The following is an 18,541-nucleotide window of genomic DNA, read 5'->3' on the forward strand; positions in this document are numbered from 1 at the left end:
ACTTCACGCTAATGAATAGCATTTCGATCGCATTCTATTGTTAGACAGCACAATAATTTGCTACCTTTAGGCTTTTTGGGTTGTCTTGAATCATGACCATTAGCGAGCGCGTTCATCAAATTCAAACGCTTATCACTACAGCTACTGAACGTTACGAGCGCGAAGCAAATACAGTAAAATTACTGGCTGTCAGCAAAGGTCAGTCAAGCGATGCAATTAAACAGGCATTTAAAGCAGGGATCAGTGATTTTGGTGAAAATTATTTACAGGAGGCGCAAGTCAAAATGCGTGCCTTATCTGATTTAGCAATTCACTGGCATTTCATCGGCCCCATTCAAAGCAATAAAACTCGGGGTATAGCCCAAGACTTTGAGTGGGTACATAGTGTCGGCCGCGAAGAAATTGCGATGATGCTGGCTAAATATCGTCCTGCACACCTGCCTGCACTTAATATTTGTCTGCAAATTAATCTGGATGAGGAAGAGAGTAAGTCGGGTGTCAGCCCAATTCAGGCTGAAAAACTTGCTCTTTTTGTTGGTCAATTACCCTCCTTGACATTGCGAGGATTAATGACCATTCCTCGTCCTCAAGACAACACGCAGCAGCAATATGAGAGTTTTCTGCGTCTTGCTAGTTTATTGGCTGATTTGAACAAAAAATTGAACCTATCCATGGATACTCTATCCATGGGAATGAGTGATGATTTTGAAGCAGCGATTCGTGCTGGTAGTACTCTAGTACGCATTGGCCGCGCTATCTTTGGTGAAAGACAAGGTTAACAGCGATGAAAATTAGTTTTATTGGTTTCGGCAACATGGCACAGGCAATTGCGCGTACCTTACGCAATAATCGTGATTACCAAATTTTTGCTGCCTCTCCTTCCCTTGCAAAAGGAATTAATGATGATGGCTTTCACACCGACCATGATAATCTGGCAATTATTAAGGATGCTGACGTCATTTTTTTAGCCGTTAAACCGGCGAACCTGAAAACTGTTTTAACTCAAATTAGCCCTCATCTACCTCCAAACTGCTTACTGGTTTCGATTGCTGCTGGCATGAGTCTCTCCTGGTTAGCCCCATACTGTCCCACGAACCAAGCAATCGTCCGTAGTATGCCTAATATACCCATCGCTGTGCAGGAAGGAGCCACTCCGTTAATAGCGAATGATTATGTTACCAACAAACAGAAACACCTAATCGAACAACTTTTTCAAGCCTCTGGCATCACGACCTGGGTTACGAAAGAAAGTGATATTGATTCATTGACAGCGTTATCCGGTAGCGGGCCGGCTTATGTCTTTCTTTTCATGGAAGCAATGATTAATGCGGCCAAAAAACTTGGGCTTGACGAGAACCTTGCTCACAGCTTTACCTTGCAAACCGTTCTCGGAGCTGCCCATTTAGCTAAAAATAGTACCCTTGAACTGTCTGCTTTACGAAAAAAGGTGACCTCTCCCTCTGGCACAACTGCCGCTGCACTCGATATACTGCGACAACAAGGATTCGAAGAGCTGATATTTCAGGCAATGAAAGCAGCTTGTGAACGCGCACAACAACTGGGATCCTAGTGATATTCAGCAATAAATCGATGCTATAAACACGCTAGGATAAATTTCTAATTAACCTTTTTTGCGAGGATATGATGGCGGGATTGATGGCGGTTACCTATTTTCTGATCAGCCTATTTTTCAATTTGTTTTTGTTTGTTTTATGGTTACGCCTTATTTTGCGTTACTTCCATGTAAGTAGCCTGCATCCTGTGCACCAAGCGATAAACAAATTAACAGATCCTTTGCTCGGCCCACTAGAACGGCTGATAGGAACAGAAAAACTACCGGCAAAACAGCGCTATGACTGGGTCTGTTTTGGTCTACTCATTGTTGTTGAAATTATTAAATTTATAGTCCTTGGCTTGCTTCTTTATAAAACCCTCATGCCAATCTCCTATATTCTGTTATTTTCTGTGGCTGATCTTATTGTTCAACCCTGTAACCTGCTTTTCTATATGATTCTAATCCGGGTCGTTATGAGTTGGGTTAATCCAGCATGGCAACATCCTGCGAGTGATATTATCAAGATGGTGACCGATCCTTTATTAGATTTAGGGCGACGTTTGGTACCTGATATTTCTGGTTTTGATTTTTCTCCTTTTATTGTTTTAATTATTTTAAAGGTGATTACTCTGTTCATGAGTGCATCAATGCCTTTACGACTTGTTTAGCCTATTTTTAAACGGCAAAACTATATTGGGAGAGCTATACTTGAATCAAGTTGCAATCATTTTGGACACGCTTATGACTAGCCGATTCGTAACTGCCTTAGGGATAGCCTCTTTTTCTTTATCTTTCAATGTGCTTGCTGCTCAATCTTTTTATTGTCCACAAAATGCAGGCTACATCAATATTGGTATGACAACAGACCAAGTGATGGCCGCTTGTGGACAACCCTTAAGTAAACAGCAATTAAATCGCCCAGTCACTCAAAAAGTACCCATGCAGCAACTCATGTTTAACAATCAGGGTAGTCAGACAGCCTTTTATGGTGTTTGGTCTGTCCCTGTAGGTACAAATAGCGGCGCACAATTGGAAGTTGATGTGATTGATAATAAAGTGAGTGCCATCCGTCTCAATGGTAATAGCAGCAATGCCTTTTCTATCTGTGGCGGCCGGAGTATTCAAGTGGGGGATCCCGTCACCTCGGTTTACAACGCCTGTGGTAATCCCTCCGTTGTTAATAATACCTTTATTAATCAACCCATCGTGAGTAATCAAAAACCAGAATTGTGGATTTATCAGCCTGGACAATACCAATCACCAATTAGCTTGACATTTGTTAACGGCAAATTACAATCCATCGATTAATTTACAGCGTGGAAATAACCATGAGTGAAACGATTGATGATTTAACAATTGCTTATAGTGAAGATGGAACGGAAACGACTCGCGAACTGGGAAAAGAGGTATTATCCAAAGGCGCCTGGACGACGATTATGTTCCGCTACCAGGATTGGGATACGAGTAAAAAAGAGTTCGGCCCAATCAAATACTCAATTAGACGTTATCAAAAACGTAATAACCAATACTGGATGAAATCTAAATTCAATATTTCCAGTGAAGAACAAGCGCGAAAAATTATTGATGTTTTGACCACCTGGTTAGCAGAGAATAAACAATAATCACCTTAATACTCGGGATTTTTAACTTGCTGCCTCGAAAGAGGCTGGCTTCCGAGAAATCAATATTTTTTGAACAAATTATTTTAATTTTGATTTAAAATTCATGTCTTCGCCACGCAATCTGCAAACCAGCACTAACCAAGTCTAGCTTCTTTTCAAATAAGCTGTAAAATTACTCTCAAATATTATTATCAATCTGTTAAATTAATTGGCTAAAAAAACTGTATCTTCTTTCTGGGTAAAGACATTTTTAAACTTATTTGAATTTCTCTGTACAGCATTGACGAAAAATAAAATAAATGTATAATTGCTAACCATAAATTCAATTTAGTTAACATATGGGAGTGGAAATGGGCGTCCTTAGTTTTTTCCAAAATGTAAAAATTTGTACAGGTCAAAAAACACCTGATGTAAAAAAGAATTTTTTTCAAAACTATGCAGATCATTTGGATTTTCTGGAAGAAGAGTTTAAGAAAAAAGGTGCAAAACTCATGGGAATGACCTTTGATGATGGTCTTGCTTTTTTATCTGAGCAAGCGCTGGAACGCTTGAAGATTTTTGAAAGCTTACGTGATGGCCATGATTATTTTGATGAAGTCGTTGGTGCCACTGCCATACCGCTTATGAGTTTAGCCGTCGCAACCGTAGCTGCAGCTGCTGCTATTTGGGAAGGTGCTCAAGATTTGGCAATTCACACTGGTTTTATGAAAGCTAAAGACAAAGTTTCTATCGATAAAGATTTGCAGACATCTCATTATCTGTTGGTCGCTGGCGCTGCCTTTTTATTGGCCGCAGCAAGTTTCCTTAAATCGGCTATTAGCCTGATTAGTCGACCTGTGGTTACTGCAATTCAAGGGTTTGATAAACAAGATGAAGTACGCTTTTGTAACCAAAATGCTATGCTAGGCAATAAGTAAAATCTTAATCCTTGCCATGCAGTGACACTCTACTGCTGGCAAGGTGTTACCCCTCTCCAATTCAATTCTTTTAATTTCCATTCATTTTGGCAATTTACGAAAAGATACAGCAAGGCGATTCCAGCTATTTATGGTAATAATTGCCATCGTCAACTCGACCGTTTCCAACTCATTAAAACAGTGGCGGACTTGTTGATAAGTCTCATCGTCAGCCTGTGTTTCTGATAATAAGGTAACGGATTCTGCCCAAGCCAGAGCTGCCCTCTCACGCTCAGTAAAAAAAGGCGATTCATGCCAAACAGCCACCGCATGTAAGCGGCGCTCTGTTTCACCTAACTTATGAGCCTCAGTAGTATGCATATCAACGCAGTAAGCGCAGCCATTGATTTGTGATACCCTTAATTTAACCAATTCTAATAAGGTTTTTTCCAAACCACTTTTGCTCACATGGCTCTCAAGATTGTAGAGGGCTTTGACCGCATCAGGAGAAACTTTATAATAATCAAGTCTCGTGCCCATATTTTATCTCCCTATTATAAAGAATAACTCTTTTATAGTAGTAACAACTACCCTATTTTGTTAGTATCGAACGCTATTATTTTGTCTATTTGATGAGAATAAAATCATGAAAGAACAAATGCAGTTCTTGGTGAATCTTACTGAAGAGCAGATTAAAAAATTTACACTTGAAGAAGCAAATAACCATCTTGAAAAATTTCAAGCGCTTAATAAACTAGTCACTTCTATTTGGAGTCTTTTCGAATTATTCGAGCCAGGTGCTACTAAGCAGCGAACACTAGAACTTATTAATAACCATGCCAGTGGTATCGTTATTGAACAGATGAAAAAACTCCAAGCACTCAGTAGCCAGTTGCAATTCTTCTCTTCTGAAAAATCATTGGTCAAGGAGGATGCTTTATCTAATTTCGAAAACTACCAGACCATGGCACGTAATTATCTGGCATACACGGAATACAAAACCCAATTAGATGATAAGCAAACATTAATTGAGACACATAGACAATCACTTCTTCCCGAAGAGAATCCAGAACGTTGTACAATGTATTAAGCTTGGCTAATCCACGAAGTTGATTAATGTGGTATTAGAAAATATCGCATTAATCGCTTTGTGCAGTCATTTTCCTAATTGATATCTATTAAACCTATACCTGATTACCGTTTTTTTGAATCTTCGCCCAAAGTGCTTTATAATCTACCGTTCTATAGCTACTGGGTGCCCTCGGCATGAAATCTCGCTCCATTATCTTGCTCATGACACTCTTGGGCATCGTTTCAACATCTATCTTTATTTTTCAACACAAGAAAGCGGTTAGTAACCCCATTCCTATGAATGCAATTGCCGTTGAAACGGCAGCGGTTACGGAAAAAATCTTAGCAGAACAGTTTGAAACCCTGGGCAGTCTTGCCAGTACCGATAACATCGATATCAGTTCCGAGCTAGCCGGGCAAATTGCGGCAATTTATTTCAAACCAGGAGCCAGTGTAAAAAAAGGCACTCTTTTAATCCAGCTCGATAATACCGTTTTAAAAAGTGAATTGGCCAGTGCAGAAGCCAATCTCACGTTAAGTGAAACAAGCTACCAACGTATGAGTGAATTGGCCAAGCGTAAACTGGCCTCGGCACAAGCCTTGGACCAAGCCTCAGCCGATCTGCAGGAAAAACAGAATACGGTAAAAGCCAAGAGGGCCCAATTAGAAAAACTAAGCTTACGGGCGCCTTTTTCCGGGACGCTGGGCTCAAGACAAGTCAGTGTAGGGCAATATGTAAAAGTTGGCCAACCGCTGGTCCATTTGGTCGCCAATCAAAAATTGCGAGTCGAATATAATCTGCCAGAGCGTTACTTACCCCGTTTACAAGAGGGACAGAAAGTCAATGTGGTTTCTGATGCTTTTCCTAAAAAAATTTTTCAAGGCGTGGTTAATTACATTGATCCGGCAGTTGACCGCGAAACACGAACTATCGCGGTGGAAGCGTTGATCGATAATCCGCAACGCATACTATCTGCGGGATTGTTTGTGCGAGTCAGTCACCAGTTTGGTGAAAAGAAAAAACGTCTCCTAGTTCCCGAAGAAAGCCTGATTCCAACTATCCATGGTCAAAAAATCTTTGTATTACGCGATGATATAGCCGTCGCTGTCCCTGTTGAAACAGGCGCGCATCATGCCTCAATGACCGAGATTTGCAGTGGCTTGCAAGCCGATGATATCGTTATTGTGCGAGGTCAACACAAGCTCAAGGAAGGAAGTCACGTCATTGATATTCATGAAGGGTAGGAAATAGAGTGAATTTTTCCAAACGCTGCATCCAACGACCCGTTTTTACAATTGTTTTCACTTTACTAATGGTTATTGCCGGTTTGATTCATTTCAACAAATTGCCGGTAAGGCATTTACCCAATATCGATAAACCCATTGTCCATATTTCTACTGAATATGATGGGGCAAGTCCTGAATTGGTAGAAAAAGAAATTACTATTCCCATTGAAAATGCCTTGTCAGGTATATCAGGCGTTGACTCGCTACGCTCCACCAGTATGTTAGGTAAAAGCCGGGTTAATATTGATTTTCAACTGGGCGTTGATATCAATGAGATCGTTAGCGATATTCGTAACAAAATGTCGGCGATCCAGGCAAAACTCCCCAAAGATAGCCATGCACCGGTCGTCAGTAAAAACGACGCAGATGCAAATCCTGTTGCCGTTATTGGCTTTCATGATAAAACAAAAGACTCCCTTGAAATCACCGATTATGTCTCCCGTCACATCAAACCCAGGCTACAAGAAATTAAAGGGGTCGGAGAAGTAACCTATCATGGTGGACGAGATTACGCCGTTAAAATTGCCCTCGATCCGGTAAAAATGGCAGCCCGGAGAGTCACTGTTGCCGAAGTTAAAAATGCACTTACCCAGCAAAATCTCGACATTCCAAGCGGTCAAATTAAAAGCACTAACCGTTATTATACGGTAGTCACTCATGCGCGTTTACAAGATGCTAAGCATTTTGCTGATCTCGTCATTGCCCATCGTAATAATCAACTCATCCGTCTCGCCGAGGTGGCAACCGTTTCGGTAGGCAGCGAAAATGAAGATAATTTACTCCGCATTAATGGTAAATCGGCTGTTGGACTAGCAATCCTTGCGCAATCCACTGCAAATCCCGTCGACGTGGCAGCAGCAGTTAAAAAAACCTTGGTTTCCTTGCAGCAAACCTTGCCACCGGGTTTTAGCATTCAACTGGTTTTTGATTCAACCAATTTTATTAAACGTTCTATCCATGAAGTCTATAAAACATTTATTGAAGCTATTTTATTTGTTGGACTGGTAGTTTTTCTTTTTCTAGGTAATTTGCGCGCGGCAATGATTCCCATCATTACCATTCCTATTTGCCTGGTCAGTGCTTTCTGGCCTATGTACTGGTTGGGTTTTGAATTAAATACGATTACTTTATTAGCAATGGTATTGGCAATTGGCTTGGTAGTGGATGACGCTATTGTTGTACTCGAAAATTGCCACCGCCATATGCAGGCAGGATTATCTGCCATGCAAGCAGCAATAAAAGGGAGTACAGAAATCGTTTTTGTTGTCTTGGCAATGACAATCACCCTGGCAGCAGTTTATGCCCCTATGGGCTTTGTTGCCGGTTTTACTGGCAAACTATTCCTGCAATTCGGGACCACCCTGGCTTTGACAGTGATTATCTCTGGTATTGTTGCTTTAAGTTTATCACCCATGATGTGTTCAAGGCTTTTACGACATCAAGAAGGTCGCTACAGCCTGTGGTTAGACAAACAATTTGAAAAACTAAGCACTCGTTATCATCAAAGTTTGTTTGCCGTACTTAAGCAACCTTCACGCCTTGGTATGTTAGTTTTTTGTTCTTGCCTCATTGGCTTGTTTTGCTATCTACGCCTGGGTGCGGAACTTGCTCCAACAGAAGATCAATCGTATATCATAGCCCCTATTTCTTCACCAACAAATGCCAGCACGGCTTATACCGATCAATATAGTCGTGAACTAGAGGCCGTTTATGAAACAATTCCTGAGAAAGTAGTTTATCTTACTTCAGTAAAACCCTCATCGGCCTTTACTCTCTTAAAATTAGCCCCCTGGAATGAACGGCATCGTAGTCAAAGAGAAATAAGTAATGAGCTTAGCGAGAAAATGCAAAAAATTACTGGTATCAATGTTTTTCCCGCAAGTCCTAACCCCTTGGGTCATCGGGGTGGAGGAGGAATTAATAGTCAGTTTAGTATGGCCCTTTTAGGGAATACCTCCTACCTGCGGTTAAACCAAATTGCTAACGACATTACCAAATCCCTGTCTGACGACTCGCGCTTCAGGCATGTAAAAAATAATTTAGCCTTGGATAGCGAACAGATTGATGTTGAAATTGATCGGCAATTAGCGGCTGATCTAAATGTCAATCTAGCGGACGTGGCGGAATTACTTTCTACAATGCTCGGAGGTAGTAACCCGGTGAATTTTAATTACGACGGTCAAGCCTACAAGGTGATACTACAGCTACAACAAGCTGAGCGCCGCGATATTTCTGTATTAAACAAACTTTATGTCCAAAGTGGGCGTGGGCGTATGATCCCTTTATCAACCCTGATTCAGATAAAAAATACCATTGGCCCAGACAGTCTCCCCCATCTAAATCGTTTACGCACGGCCAATATAACTGCGGAACTGGCTCCTGGGGCTCATTTGAATGAAGTACTCACCAAGGTAAAAAGACTGTTGAAGGAAAAATTACCAGAGGATATTCAATACCACTTTACTGGCGCTGTAAAAGACTATCTTGAATCATCAGGCAGTAGCCTATACGCTTTTTTACTAGCCCTTTTATTTATTTATCTGGTGTTAGCTGCACAATTTGAAAGTTTTATTGATCCTCTCATTGTACTTTTTAGCGTTCCTTTATGCCTGGTCGGGGCGGTTATTGCGCTGTATCTGTTTGGCGGTTCCTTATCAATCTATAGTAATATAGGGATGGTCACGCTTATCGGTTTGATTACCAAACACGGCATCATGATCACAGAGTTTGCCAATCAACAACTCAAACTTGGTCATGATCGATTAAATGCAGTCATGGAAAGTGCTCGCATTCGATTACGGCCTATATTAATGACTACTCTGGCAATGGTCCTAGGGGCTCTGCCTTTAGCATTGGCCTCGGGCGCAGGTAGTGAAAGCAGGGAGCAACTCGGTTTAGTAATTCTTGGTGGTATGGTGGTAGGCACCTTTTTCTCGTTGTATGTCGTACCTCTAGCCTACCTGTTGATCAGCAAATCCAGGGTAAAAATCCACGACCCTACTCAGGAAACAAACCACAGCCAAATACCCTCGTTACTTTCTGAATAATTTTATAATGAGACTTGGAAGGCTATTTTACATGCTGCACAGCATACCTGCGAGTATGTGAGCAGCGAAAGGCCGAACATCAAACCATAAAAGTGCCACGTCAGTAGAAAGCCTCTAGTGTTTTGGCAGGATTTTCACATTAGGATCTTTAGAGTAGGCGTTCAATATATCGACGACCAGCTGCTCCACAACGCTGGATTTTGCATCCTCCTCAATGAGGCCAGTTTGCTCTCTCATCGCCGCCAGTCTAGCTTCAATTTCTTTTGCAACTGAGCCATTAGGGAACATCGCAGCTAACAATCTTCTCGCTTCCGAAGGCCCTAAGTGACGGTACAATTGATTACGGACTGCCGCGTCCTCTGCCGTGGTACTAAACGCCCACAACTCGACAGGTCCCAAGGTCAGCGTCAGTAATTGCACGTTAACACCATTCTTGGTTGCATATTGTACCAGGAAGGTTGCTCCCCCCTGGCGAGGACCATGTACTCGTGTACGCAATGCCACTTTGGCTGTATTAGACAAACCGAAAATCTGACTGGTCTTTTCTACTGCCTGTGATGGGCCCGCATCCATCACATAAATTGCAGTACTGAAATCAATCATTACTGCATCAAAGTCATCAACTGATTGCGATAGCAAAGCAATTTGCACCTTCCATTTACGACCCTCACGCATGTCGATAATGACCTGATCACGAACTGCAGAGGATTTGGCCGTGCGGTGGAATTCGTCATAGACAATCCGTTTGGGATCTTCCCTAATTTCTAAAACCCGTTCTTTATGATATTCCTTATACTGCTCAGGGATATTGGTCAAACTTTCCTCCGTCAAGTAATAATGCCGTGCAAGTACATAACGCGCCAACATATACATAACCGAAGTCTGGCGATCTGCGGCGTCTCCACCACTCTTGGCAACCTCGTCCAAATCGAGCGACACAACGCGTGCATCACCAATATCAAAACTTGTCACCCTTGATAGAATTGAATACTCACGAACCGCACCAGAAATCATACGAGAAAAAGCATTAATCAATGATTCACCCGTTGGCGCAGTGACCTTTTCATATAAATCCTCAATAGAGGGTGTACGACAGATTGAGGCGGCATCTGCAAGTAAGGGCATGGCATAACGTTGTGCCAACATAGCCTCATGGATAAAACCTGCTGAATAAAGGGAATCAGTTACTTCCCACCAGGTTGATTTTGAATCTCGAACAAAACCAATTTCCTCTAAAATACTGTCAATAAACTCTTCCACACCCGGCGAATAGGGGGTGGGATTAAATTCATCAGCCAAGCTTTTATATAATTCATCGACAACCATACCTGCCAAATCAGGCATACCATCATAAGGTTTCGCAGCACCCAACGGGGTGGTCAGCAGCGTTAGGAAGTTAACTAAAAAAGAACGCTCAATCGCTGTCGGGTAACGGCAACCTAACTGGGTATCGAAGGGATTAATTGAATAATCGGGCGTCATACGTAATCGATGATAGGCTACTAAATGGCGTTTAGAAGCAGGCAACGCCTCTTTAAGGAGCGATATGAGTCCACTACTTGAAGGACCAATATCAATAATAGCTATCCGAGGTAAGCGGGTTAGCCCCCCCGATAGGCAAAGTGCCAAATTCATCGCATTAGATAATACTGACTTACCAGAACCAGGACGAGCATACACCAAATCAATCCAGGTAGTTTGTTGGGTCGAACCTGGCTGAAATGGCCAGGGCTTTCCGTCGGGTGTACGAAATAACAAGGCACCATGCTCCCAGGGCGATGCAGGCCGTGTAATCGGTAACATGCTGATCACATCTGATAAAGGAGCAACAGAAGGCACGGCAGTGCTATTGATTGTTGTAGCCAGCATACTGGAAACAAACCCAGCAAAAGGATCGCCGCAGATTTCAGATACGTCCGTTGAACCCCATCCTTCTATCGCTTTAACTAGTTCCGAACTACGTCGTCGCAATAAAGCAAGCTCTCCTTCTGGAGCCCAGGTAGCAGCGACTACCCGCAAACGTATGATGGAATCATCCGTATTAAGCTGTAAATATTTTAATAAGTTTACCGAATCACTGATTAATCTATTTTGAGCAGAAGAAAAGCTGAGGATCGCGGACAATAACCCTTTAAGTTTTATGGTACCTAATCCCTCGCTCTCTATTAAAAAGGATATTCTCCAAGGAATATGAGAAGGTAAAATACGCGCAAACAAATTAATAAACGGCCTAATATCTTTGGGGAATAAGTCAATAAAAACCGAAGAATAGATTTTATTACCAACTCGGACTGTGCGTAGATCGAGAGCTTCCGCATCACGTGGAAGCACTTGTTTAGCTAAAGAGGGCCATAACAAATCGGAGGGGTCTCCATCAAAATTATTCACCTCACGTGGCATTATCTTATCGCCAGGGAGTGTCGCCTGCCAATCATCAGCAGTAAAATCAGGATCCGCAGTCATGCGGATAGCATGTACTGCATCATGAACTTCGACCAATTTTGCATAAATATTAAGCGCATCCAGATCGTTAAGTATAGAACGTACATAGGCATCATGCGTATCACGTAACTCAGGAATCGCAGCATAAATAGTCTGGGTATTTTTAAAAGGCGGCGCTTTGGTGTCTTTCAGCATTTTCATTTTAGCTTTATTTGCCGCCTTTAATTGTTCTTGCGATAAATTATAAGGACGGGTGTAAAGAACAAAATATAACCGTTCTTCAGCACAATATTGAGCCAGAAAATTAACACGTTCATTGAATAAATCGTCAAGGCCCAGTTCCAGACGCTTTGCTGTTGCATCAGCGGGCGCGTAAATGTCCTGGATAAGTTTTCTTATATTTTGTTTGTCATGGCTAAAATAGACTTGTAGGGCATGGCCAGGCCTGCCCATGGCAGGCTGAAACGCATTACTCAACCCTTCAACCAGGCGATCAAATTCTTCGGCACCGGCAAGCGCAGTAACGCCTTCAATTTTCAGAATAGACAATAAAGCGCCGTCATGGTTAACCAGGACCGTTGGACTATCAGCAGTTTCCAAATCGCAATAAGACTCGGTTGTTTGCTTCAATGAAGTACTTAACCAGGCAAAAAAGGTATCAACACCTTCAAAAAATGATTCTGACCAGTTCCCCATGCCATTTCCCTACCATTAAACGAATATTTTCAATGAACCCTACAAATTTAACCTTTATGCAATTAAGCTGACTAGTTATTTATGTTCTGTAATTTCTTCTAAGGCACTTGCAGCCCATCGCTCGATTTGTTTGCGGAATTTAGCTCTGGAAGGCAGTAATCGGATGTTTTTAAAAAGGCTTTCAGAGACATCCTTTGATGTAATATTCGAATCAATAATTAATTGACCAAATATCGCTGGATCACTGGTTCCTTCACCATACTTTTCTTCCACAACTTGAGAGCGAAATTTAAAACTACGATAAATATTTTGCGCACTGGATTTGTATCCTGTGTCATTAGTAATTGCGCAAAAAAGAACGTGACAAAGACTGTTTAATTCTGGCTGACTTAGTTCAGGAAGATAAATTAATGTGCCGCCGCCATAGCCACCAACACCAACGGACTCAATAAAAAAACATTGGGCACAAAAACAGCACGCTGTTACAAGATTAGATAATCGATTATTAGAAAAATCATGATCAAGGTTCACAACTTCTTGATATAACCTTGCCTGAAACCCGCAAAACTGACAGGTATAGCGATCGCGCTGAAAAACCTTTAGTTCGTAGGCTTTAAAACGCTCATCAGCCTTTCTGGCTGAATACATACGCCATGAGCCAGGACTCGCTACAAGCTTTAAAGTCGTATTACGCCCCTGGTTCTCAGCCATATGACTATGCTCTCAATAATTAGCAATTAATTAATAACAAAATCAGGAAGCAAAACCTGCCTTCCTGATTTCTAAAAATAGGTTTAACGTTTAACCACCACTACCACTGAAAATTGTACCAGTAGGACCAGCAGTTGAACCACCACTACCGCCAAACATGGTTGCTCCGGCCACACCCAGGATAGAGGGCAGGAATAATAGCGCTGCCGCAATAAAAACCAATGCGATAGGCGTACCAATTGGAATCTGGGTTGGGTTATCTTTGTGCTGCTTAAATTTCATAATGGCACCGATAGAAAAGCCTAGTCCCGCCAAATACGAACCTGCAGTAATTAATTTAGCCAGGTTTGTAAATGATGCAGTAATTTGTGAGGCCATACTACCAATAGTGCTACTAGAAGCAGCTACCTCCCCAGCAATAATCAATAAACCAATACAAGCTGTGTACATCAATAAGCGTTTTTTATTACCACGCTTTGTATTTAATGTTACTGGCTTCTTCACTTTAATCTCTCCTATTATTAACCACCTGTACCATATAATGTATTATTGATGATTTGTAGCGTTGCTACAACATTCATCGCCAAAATACCACCAAAAACATGCATCAGCCCTTTACCTGTACCCCCTGGAGGTTGGCCTTGTGAAGCAGAACGAGCTATCAGTACCCAGCCCCTCACAAACGCAACGACTCCTATTACCTGGATTATAACAGACAGCGCCCAACCTGCTTGATTGCCCGGACCAAACAGACTACTAATCAAGGGATTATTACTGTTTACCGGTGCATACTGTAAAATATTCGAAGAGCCAAAGGTAGTATTTAACATAATAGCCATTCCCGTAGGGAAATAAATTAACATTCCTGCTACTATTAAATAAATTACTGGCTCCTTCATGCTCGTATTACTCGACATCATTGTCCTGGACTCGCCGTACATCTTCAAGCTATAAATGGCCTTAAAAGCGAATGCCAAACCGATTACATAAGCGGCTCCTGTTACCATCCGCTCAACAGGGAGCAAATTAGTTGCAAGATTAGTTAAAACATCGACTTGACTTGCTATCCAAGAATTACTAGTTCCTGACATATTTACTTGCCTCAACTGTCTTGCTGACTGAACCTTATTACTTGACCTGAACTGGTTATTACACGTCCCTGACGTGCATCAATCAGCTTAACTACACCATAACCAGCTATTTGTGATCCTTCTCTAACAGTAAGTGTAGACCCATTTGTTGCAATTAACCATGCCCTGCCGGGTATTACTGCTTGAATATAGAAAACCGGTCGTGGAGGCCCTCTATGAACTACACGGGGCACAGGTTTTGGCGCAGTTCTGGTGGTCAATATGGCAATTTGGTTTGATTGCTGATCAACTTTAGCTGCCAGGGTAGTTAGCATTTGATTAAGATCAGCTATCTTGGTGGTTAATTCATTCACATTGCTATTAATACCACTTAACTGATCGTTCAGCGCATTGACTTCAGAGCGCAGATTTTGTTGACTTATTTCCAAAGCAGACAATTTTTGAGTGATTTGTGTATTATCAGGCCCTGCCTGTACTGGCGGGGTTGGAGGGGTCACAGGCTGTACTGTTGCAGTAACCGGTGGCTGTATTGGAGTAGGTTGAGGTGTTGCTGTTGTTATTGGTGGAACAGTTGTTGTCTCTGCATCGGTTGTTTTACCGGAGAAAAACATCCCCCAAAACTCATAAATGAGCATGATGACAATCACAATACCAACAACAATTAGCGCATTTCGTCTAATATCTTTTCTGCCGCCGCCATCAAACTTCTTTGTCTCCCCGCCAGCTGCTTCTGAAGGACGTGCCTCTTCATCCGATGAATCCGGACTTATTACATCCAGATCAGCAAACTGGTACTCATCACTATATTCATCTTTGTCGTCTGCCATTTTTTACCTGCTCATCAAGTTAAAGTGAGGTTAAGTCCTGAGTAAATAATATACCCAAGCCAGTACCTGAATATACTTCCACGGTGGTGGGTCGACTAAATTGCTGTTGTGCAACCTGCCCCCAACTTTTACCCACCGTCGCCAAACCAATCACAGCGTTTTCCAATGCAGAGCGACCAATACCGTTTTGAACGGTAATATTATCACCACCCCCAGTCCCGCCGATTGTCACTGTTGTGTTGGCTGATTGGAAAGCATTACCAAAACCTTCCAGGAAAGAAGAAGCAAATAAAGAACCGTAACGGAGAAGATAATGGTGATCTGTATTACTGGATAATGCGGTGCGAGCCGTATTTGGATCAATGGCATACGCACTAATGCTCACCGTTTTAGCAGCCCCCGGAACTGATAATGTGTTAAAACTAATCACCATTTTATCGGCATTCGCAGGCAAATTGAAACTGCCGATTAGTTTAGAGCCCTTTAATTTACCAGACACAATCGTTGCAAGGATGGGGCCTGGCTCATCACTATTAACGGAGGTATCTAAAACAGCGAATACGATATCGCCCGTTCTAACAATTGCTTTCTGTGGAGGAGTACTGCCACCAGCACCACCAGGGCCACTCGCCATGCCGCCGGCCATTCCTGACTGAGGAGCACCACTCACCTCAGCACCTTCCGCACCCGGCCCTTTTTCCTCTTGGCCACCAGTATAGGCCTGGGTAGCCACCTTTTTCCATTCTTGTAGTGACTGATTCGCAACACCCAACATTTGGCCTGTACGTTGTTGAATTTTTTGCTGATATTTTTGATCAGCTAATTGTTGGTTCTGTCTTTTCAAAATTTCCTGTAATTGCTGTGCTTGGGCTGCCTGTGCTGAAGTAGCAGAAGGCGCTTGCCCGGGCATGCTTGGTATCCCTGCCAAGTTGGATGGAACAGTTGTTGGTTGAGTGGCTGCTTGTAAACCTGCCAGCTGAGAAGTATCTGGAGGGAACCCTGCATTCTGTATCTCTGCGTTGCTGAAACCAGCATTTTTCAAGTCTGCAGCGGTGTAGCCGGCATCTTTTAAATCTTTTGCCGAAAAACCGGCTTGGCGTAAAGCAGCCGCGCTAAAACCAGCATCTTTTAGATCTTTGGCACTAAATCCGGCTGCTTTTAATTGACTCGCAGTAAAACCCGCATTTTTAAGGTCAGCAGCACTGAATCCTGCGTCTTTTAATTGACTGGCAGTAAAGCCAGCATTCTTAAGATCAGCAGCGCTGAAACCGGCATCCCGCAATTCTTTGGCACTAAAACCGGCATTTTTAAGTTCAGCCGCGGTAAAACCTGCGTCCTTAAGTTCAGCGGCTGTAAAACCCGCATCTCTTAATTCTGCAGCAGTATAACCCGCAGCCTTCATTGCTGCTGCACTACAACCAAGTGTTTGTCTTATTGTAGCCGCAGAGACGCCAGCCGCACGAGCCGCTTTTAATGAAGCAACACTACAATCCGCCGTCCTGCCAGCCGCAATTACAGCTGCTGTTTTAATTCCTGCCTGGCCTAATTGTTGTGGTGTAAAACCAGCATCCAGCAATTGTTGAGGAGTAAAACCAGCATCAGATAAGGCTTTAGCGTCATAGCCAGCCGCTTTCAAAGCTTCTGCACTACAACCATTTAATTCGCGTATCCGTTTGGCTGATACCCCCTGACTAAATAAGTATTTTAATTTGACGGGATCGCAACCGGCAGCTCGTATAGCGTCATCGGACACATCTGTTGCTGCCCGAATTTGCGCAGGGGTGAACCCAGCTGCTAATAAATCTTGCGGCGTAAAACCAGCCGCAGCTAATTGTTTTGCATCATAACCAGCCGCTTTTAAAGCTTGTGCGCTACAGCCATTTAAAGTACGTATTCTGGTAGCTGAGACACCTCTGGCAAAAAGAGCCTTTAGTTTTTGTGGATCACAGCCAGCCGCACGAATAGTGTTATCATCCACTGGGCCTGCGGCGCTGATTTGCGCGGGTGTAAAACCGGCATTGGCCAAATCGTTATCTGTAAATCCGGCTTCTTTTAACGCCTGCGCACTACAGCCGGCATATTGCCTAATCAACTTGGCGCTCACACCCGCCAGACGCTCCATCTTTAATGTTGCAACATCACAGCCCGCACTTTTAACATCGGCGGGTGTAATTCCAGGTGGTAATTCTGACTCACCCGCTGCAATTTCCCCGGGTGTAAATCCAGCATTAGCCAGGTCTTCCGGTGTAAAGCCAGCATTAAGAAGATCTCTTGCACTAAAACCAGCCTGTTTTAACTGCGCCGCGGTAAACCCTGCATTCTTTAGATCAGCTGCGCTGAAACCCGCATTCCTTAGCTCAGCAGCACTATAACCTGCCGCCTTTAATTGGGCAGCGCTACAACCGCTGATACGTCGAATTGCTGCGGCTGTCACCCCAGCAGCTCGCAGGCGCTTTAATGCATCGACTTGACATCCTGCTTTGCGGACATCAGCTTCTGTTATTCCATTAGGCAAACCACTCGCTTTTGTAATTTCCTCTGGTGAGAAACCAGCTCCTTTCAATTCACCGTCAGAAAAACCACCATCTTTCATCTGTTGAGCTGTAAATCCTGCATTTCGCAATTCGCAGGCATCAAACCCACACTGTCTAAGCCTTCCTGCACTAAAACCTGCCTCTTTCAATTGGCGAGCGTTAAAACCGGCGGCTCTTAATTCTTTACAAGAGCAAATCCGCTCTAAGTCAGACAGTTGATAGCCACTATCTTTTAATTGAATACAAGTACAAGCAGATTTCAAATCACTAAGGACTGCTCCTTCATTAACAACCTTAGTCACTGTCGCTTTACTACAGTTGCTGTTCTTTAACGCTTGCAACCATAAACTTCTCTGCGCTCCTCCCTGATCTTCCATTGCTAAAGTCGTAAATCCCACACCCCCTTGCCCCGCTTGCGCACCTACCGGCTCGACACCTGCCCCCAAAGCTTGAGTACGAATAATAGTGGGTATAGAACTTCCGCCAGTTTTTAGTGCTGATTGAGCCTGCTCAACATTTTGTGCTTCCTGCAATTTTGCGTACTGTACCGTTGGATCAAGTGCGCCAGGAATCGATTGAATTCCGCCTGGAACCATACTCACATTGGCACTGGCATCTGGTCCTAAATCACTTGAGAATTTAAACTTTGTTATGCCAATTACAATCGCTGTTATCAGTAAAATACCTGTGAACAGAATAATTACCCGTGAACGGGTATTGGTAAATAATGCCTTAAGATTCTCTTTTTTGCCTGCCATTTGA

Annotated in this window: 16 protein-coding genes; 9 read left to right on the forward strand and 7 right to left on the reverse strand. The window is 42.9% G+C overall.

Going from position 1 to position 18,541, the window contains the following annotated elements; all coding sequences use genetic code 11:
• The first annotated feature begins 92 nt into the window (after positions 1-92).
• The 6 genes from DYC89_RS11375 to DYC89_RS11400 all read left to right on the forward strand — a co-directional run bounded on the left by DYC89_RS11375 (position 93) and on the right by DYC89_RS11400 (position 4,094).
• Positions 93-779: a YggS family pyridoxal phosphate-dependent enzyme gene (locus tag DYC89_RS11375; RefSeq protein WP_115221886.1), complete on the forward strand. Its 687-nt coding sequence runs from the start codon at positions 93-95 to the stop codon at positions 777-779.
• Between the two features lie 5 nt (positions 780-784).
• Positions 785-1,570, forward strand: a complete 786-nt coding sequence (gene proC / locus DYC89_RS11380) for a pyrroline-5-carboxylate reductase (protein WP_115221887.1) — start codon at positions 785-787, stop codon at positions 1,568-1,570.
• 74 nt (positions 1,571-1,644) lie between these two features.
• Positions 1,645-2,223, forward strand: coding sequence for a YggT family protein (locus DYC89_RS11385; RefSeq protein ID WP_115221888.1), 579 nt, complete (start codon positions 1,645-1,647; stop codon positions 2,221-2,223).
• A gap of 73 nt (positions 2,224-2,296) precedes the next feature.
• Positions 2,297-2,863 (forward strand): DUF2845 domain-containing protein, encoded by a 567-nt coding sequence (locus DYC89_RS11390; protein WP_181879386.1) that lies wholly within the window; start codon positions 2,297-2,299, stop codon positions 2,861-2,863.
• A gap of 20 nt (positions 2,864-2,883) precedes the next feature.
• Entirely contained in the window at positions 2,884-3,177 is a 294-nt protein-coding gene (locus DYC89_RS11395; protein ID WP_115221890.1) for a hypothetical protein, read from the forward strand.
• 350 nt (positions 3,178-3,527) lie between these two features.
• Positions 3,528-4,094 carry a hypothetical protein gene (locus DYC89_RS11400; RefSeq protein WP_115221891.1) on the forward strand — a complete coding sequence of 189 codons (567 nt, stop codon included), beginning with the start codon at positions 3,528-3,530 and terminating at the stop codon, positions 4,092-4,094.
• Positions 4,095-4,175: 81 nt separating this feature from the next.
• Here the strand turns inward: DYC89_RS11400 and DYC89_RS11405 are convergent, their stop codons facing one another.
• Positions 4,176-4,613 carry a carboxymuconolactone decarboxylase family protein gene (locus DYC89_RS11405; protein ID WP_115221892.1) on the reverse strand — a complete coding sequence of 146 codons (438 nt, stop codon included), beginning with the start codon at positions 4,611-4,613 and terminating at the stop codon, positions 4,176-4,178.
• Between the two features lie 106 nt (positions 4,614-4,719).
• On the opposite strand from DYC89_RS11405, the gene DYC89_RS11410 reads away from it, so the two are divergent.
• The 3 genes from DYC89_RS11410 (at position 4,720) to DYC89_RS11420 (ending at position 9,478) form a co-directional block, all read left to right on the forward strand.
• Positions 4,720-5,163 carry a hypothetical protein gene (locus DYC89_RS11410; RefSeq protein WP_115221893.1) on the forward strand — a complete coding sequence of 148 codons (444 nt, stop codon included), beginning with the start codon at positions 4,720-4,722 and terminating at the stop codon, positions 5,161-5,163.
• A 176-nt stretch (positions 5,164-5,339) separates the two neighbouring features.
• Positions 5,340-6,389: an efflux RND transporter periplasmic adaptor subunit gene (locus DYC89_RS11415; RefSeq protein ID WP_115221894.1), complete on the forward strand. Its 1,050-nt coding sequence runs from the start codon at positions 5,340-5,342 to the stop codon at positions 6,387-6,389.
• Positions 6,390-6,397: 8 nt separating this feature from the next.
• A complete protein-coding gene (locus tag DYC89_RS11420; RefSeq protein ID WP_115221895.1) occupies positions 6,398-9,478 on the forward strand; it encodes an efflux RND transporter permease subunit in 3,081 nt (1,026 codons plus the stop codon).
• Between the two features lie 114 nt (positions 9,479-9,592).
• Here DYC89_RS11420 and DYC89_RS11425 read toward each other — a convergent pair whose 3' ends face one another.
• From DYC89_RS11425 to dotG, 6 genes are all read right to left on the reverse strand, one after another.
• Positions 9,593-12,616, reverse strand: a complete 3,024-nt coding sequence (locus DYC89_RS11425; protein WP_115221896.1) for a type IV secretion protein IcmB — start codon at positions 12,614-12,616, stop codon at positions 9,593-9,595.
• Between the two features lie 75 nt (positions 12,617-12,691).
• Positions 12,692-13,327 (reverse strand): type IVB secretion system protein IcmJDotN, encoded by a 636-nt coding sequence (gene icmJ, locus DYC89_RS11430; protein ID WP_115221897.1) that lies wholly within the window; start codon positions 13,325-13,327, stop codon positions 12,692-12,694.
• 90 nt (positions 13,328-13,417) lie between these two features.
• Positions 13,418-13,777 carry a type IV secretion protein IcmD gene (locus tag DYC89_RS11435; protein WP_115222742.1) on the reverse strand — a complete coding sequence of 120 codons (360 nt, stop codon included), beginning with the start codon at positions 13,775-13,777 and terminating at the stop codon, positions 13,418-13,420.
• 71 nt (positions 13,778-13,848) lie between these two features.
• Positions 13,849-14,418 carry a type IV secretion protein IcmC gene (locus DYC89_RS11440; protein WP_115221898.1) on the reverse strand — a complete coding sequence of 190 codons (570 nt, stop codon included), beginning with the start codon at positions 14,416-14,418 and terminating at the stop codon, positions 13,849-13,851.
• 11 nt (positions 14,419-14,429) lie between these two features.
• Positions 14,430-15,245 (reverse strand): type IVB secretion system protein IcmG/DotF, encoded by an 816-nt coding sequence (icmG, locus tag DYC89_RS11445; protein ID WP_115221899.1) that lies wholly within the window; start codon positions 15,243-15,245, stop codon positions 14,430-14,432.
• 19 nt (positions 15,246-15,264) lie between these two features.
• Complete coding sequence (dotG, locus tag DYC89_RS11450; protein WP_115221900.1) at positions 15,265-18,537, reverse strand: type IVB secretion system protein DotG/IcmE; 3,273 nt, start codon at positions 18,535-18,537, stop codon at positions 15,265-15,267.
• Positions 18,538-18,541 lie beyond the last annotated feature (4 nt).

Source organism: Legionella donaldsonii, assembly GCF_900452385.1.
Classification (GTDB): Bacteria; Pseudomonadota; Gammaproteobacteria; order Legionellales; family Legionellaceae; genus Tatlockia; species Tatlockia donaldsonii.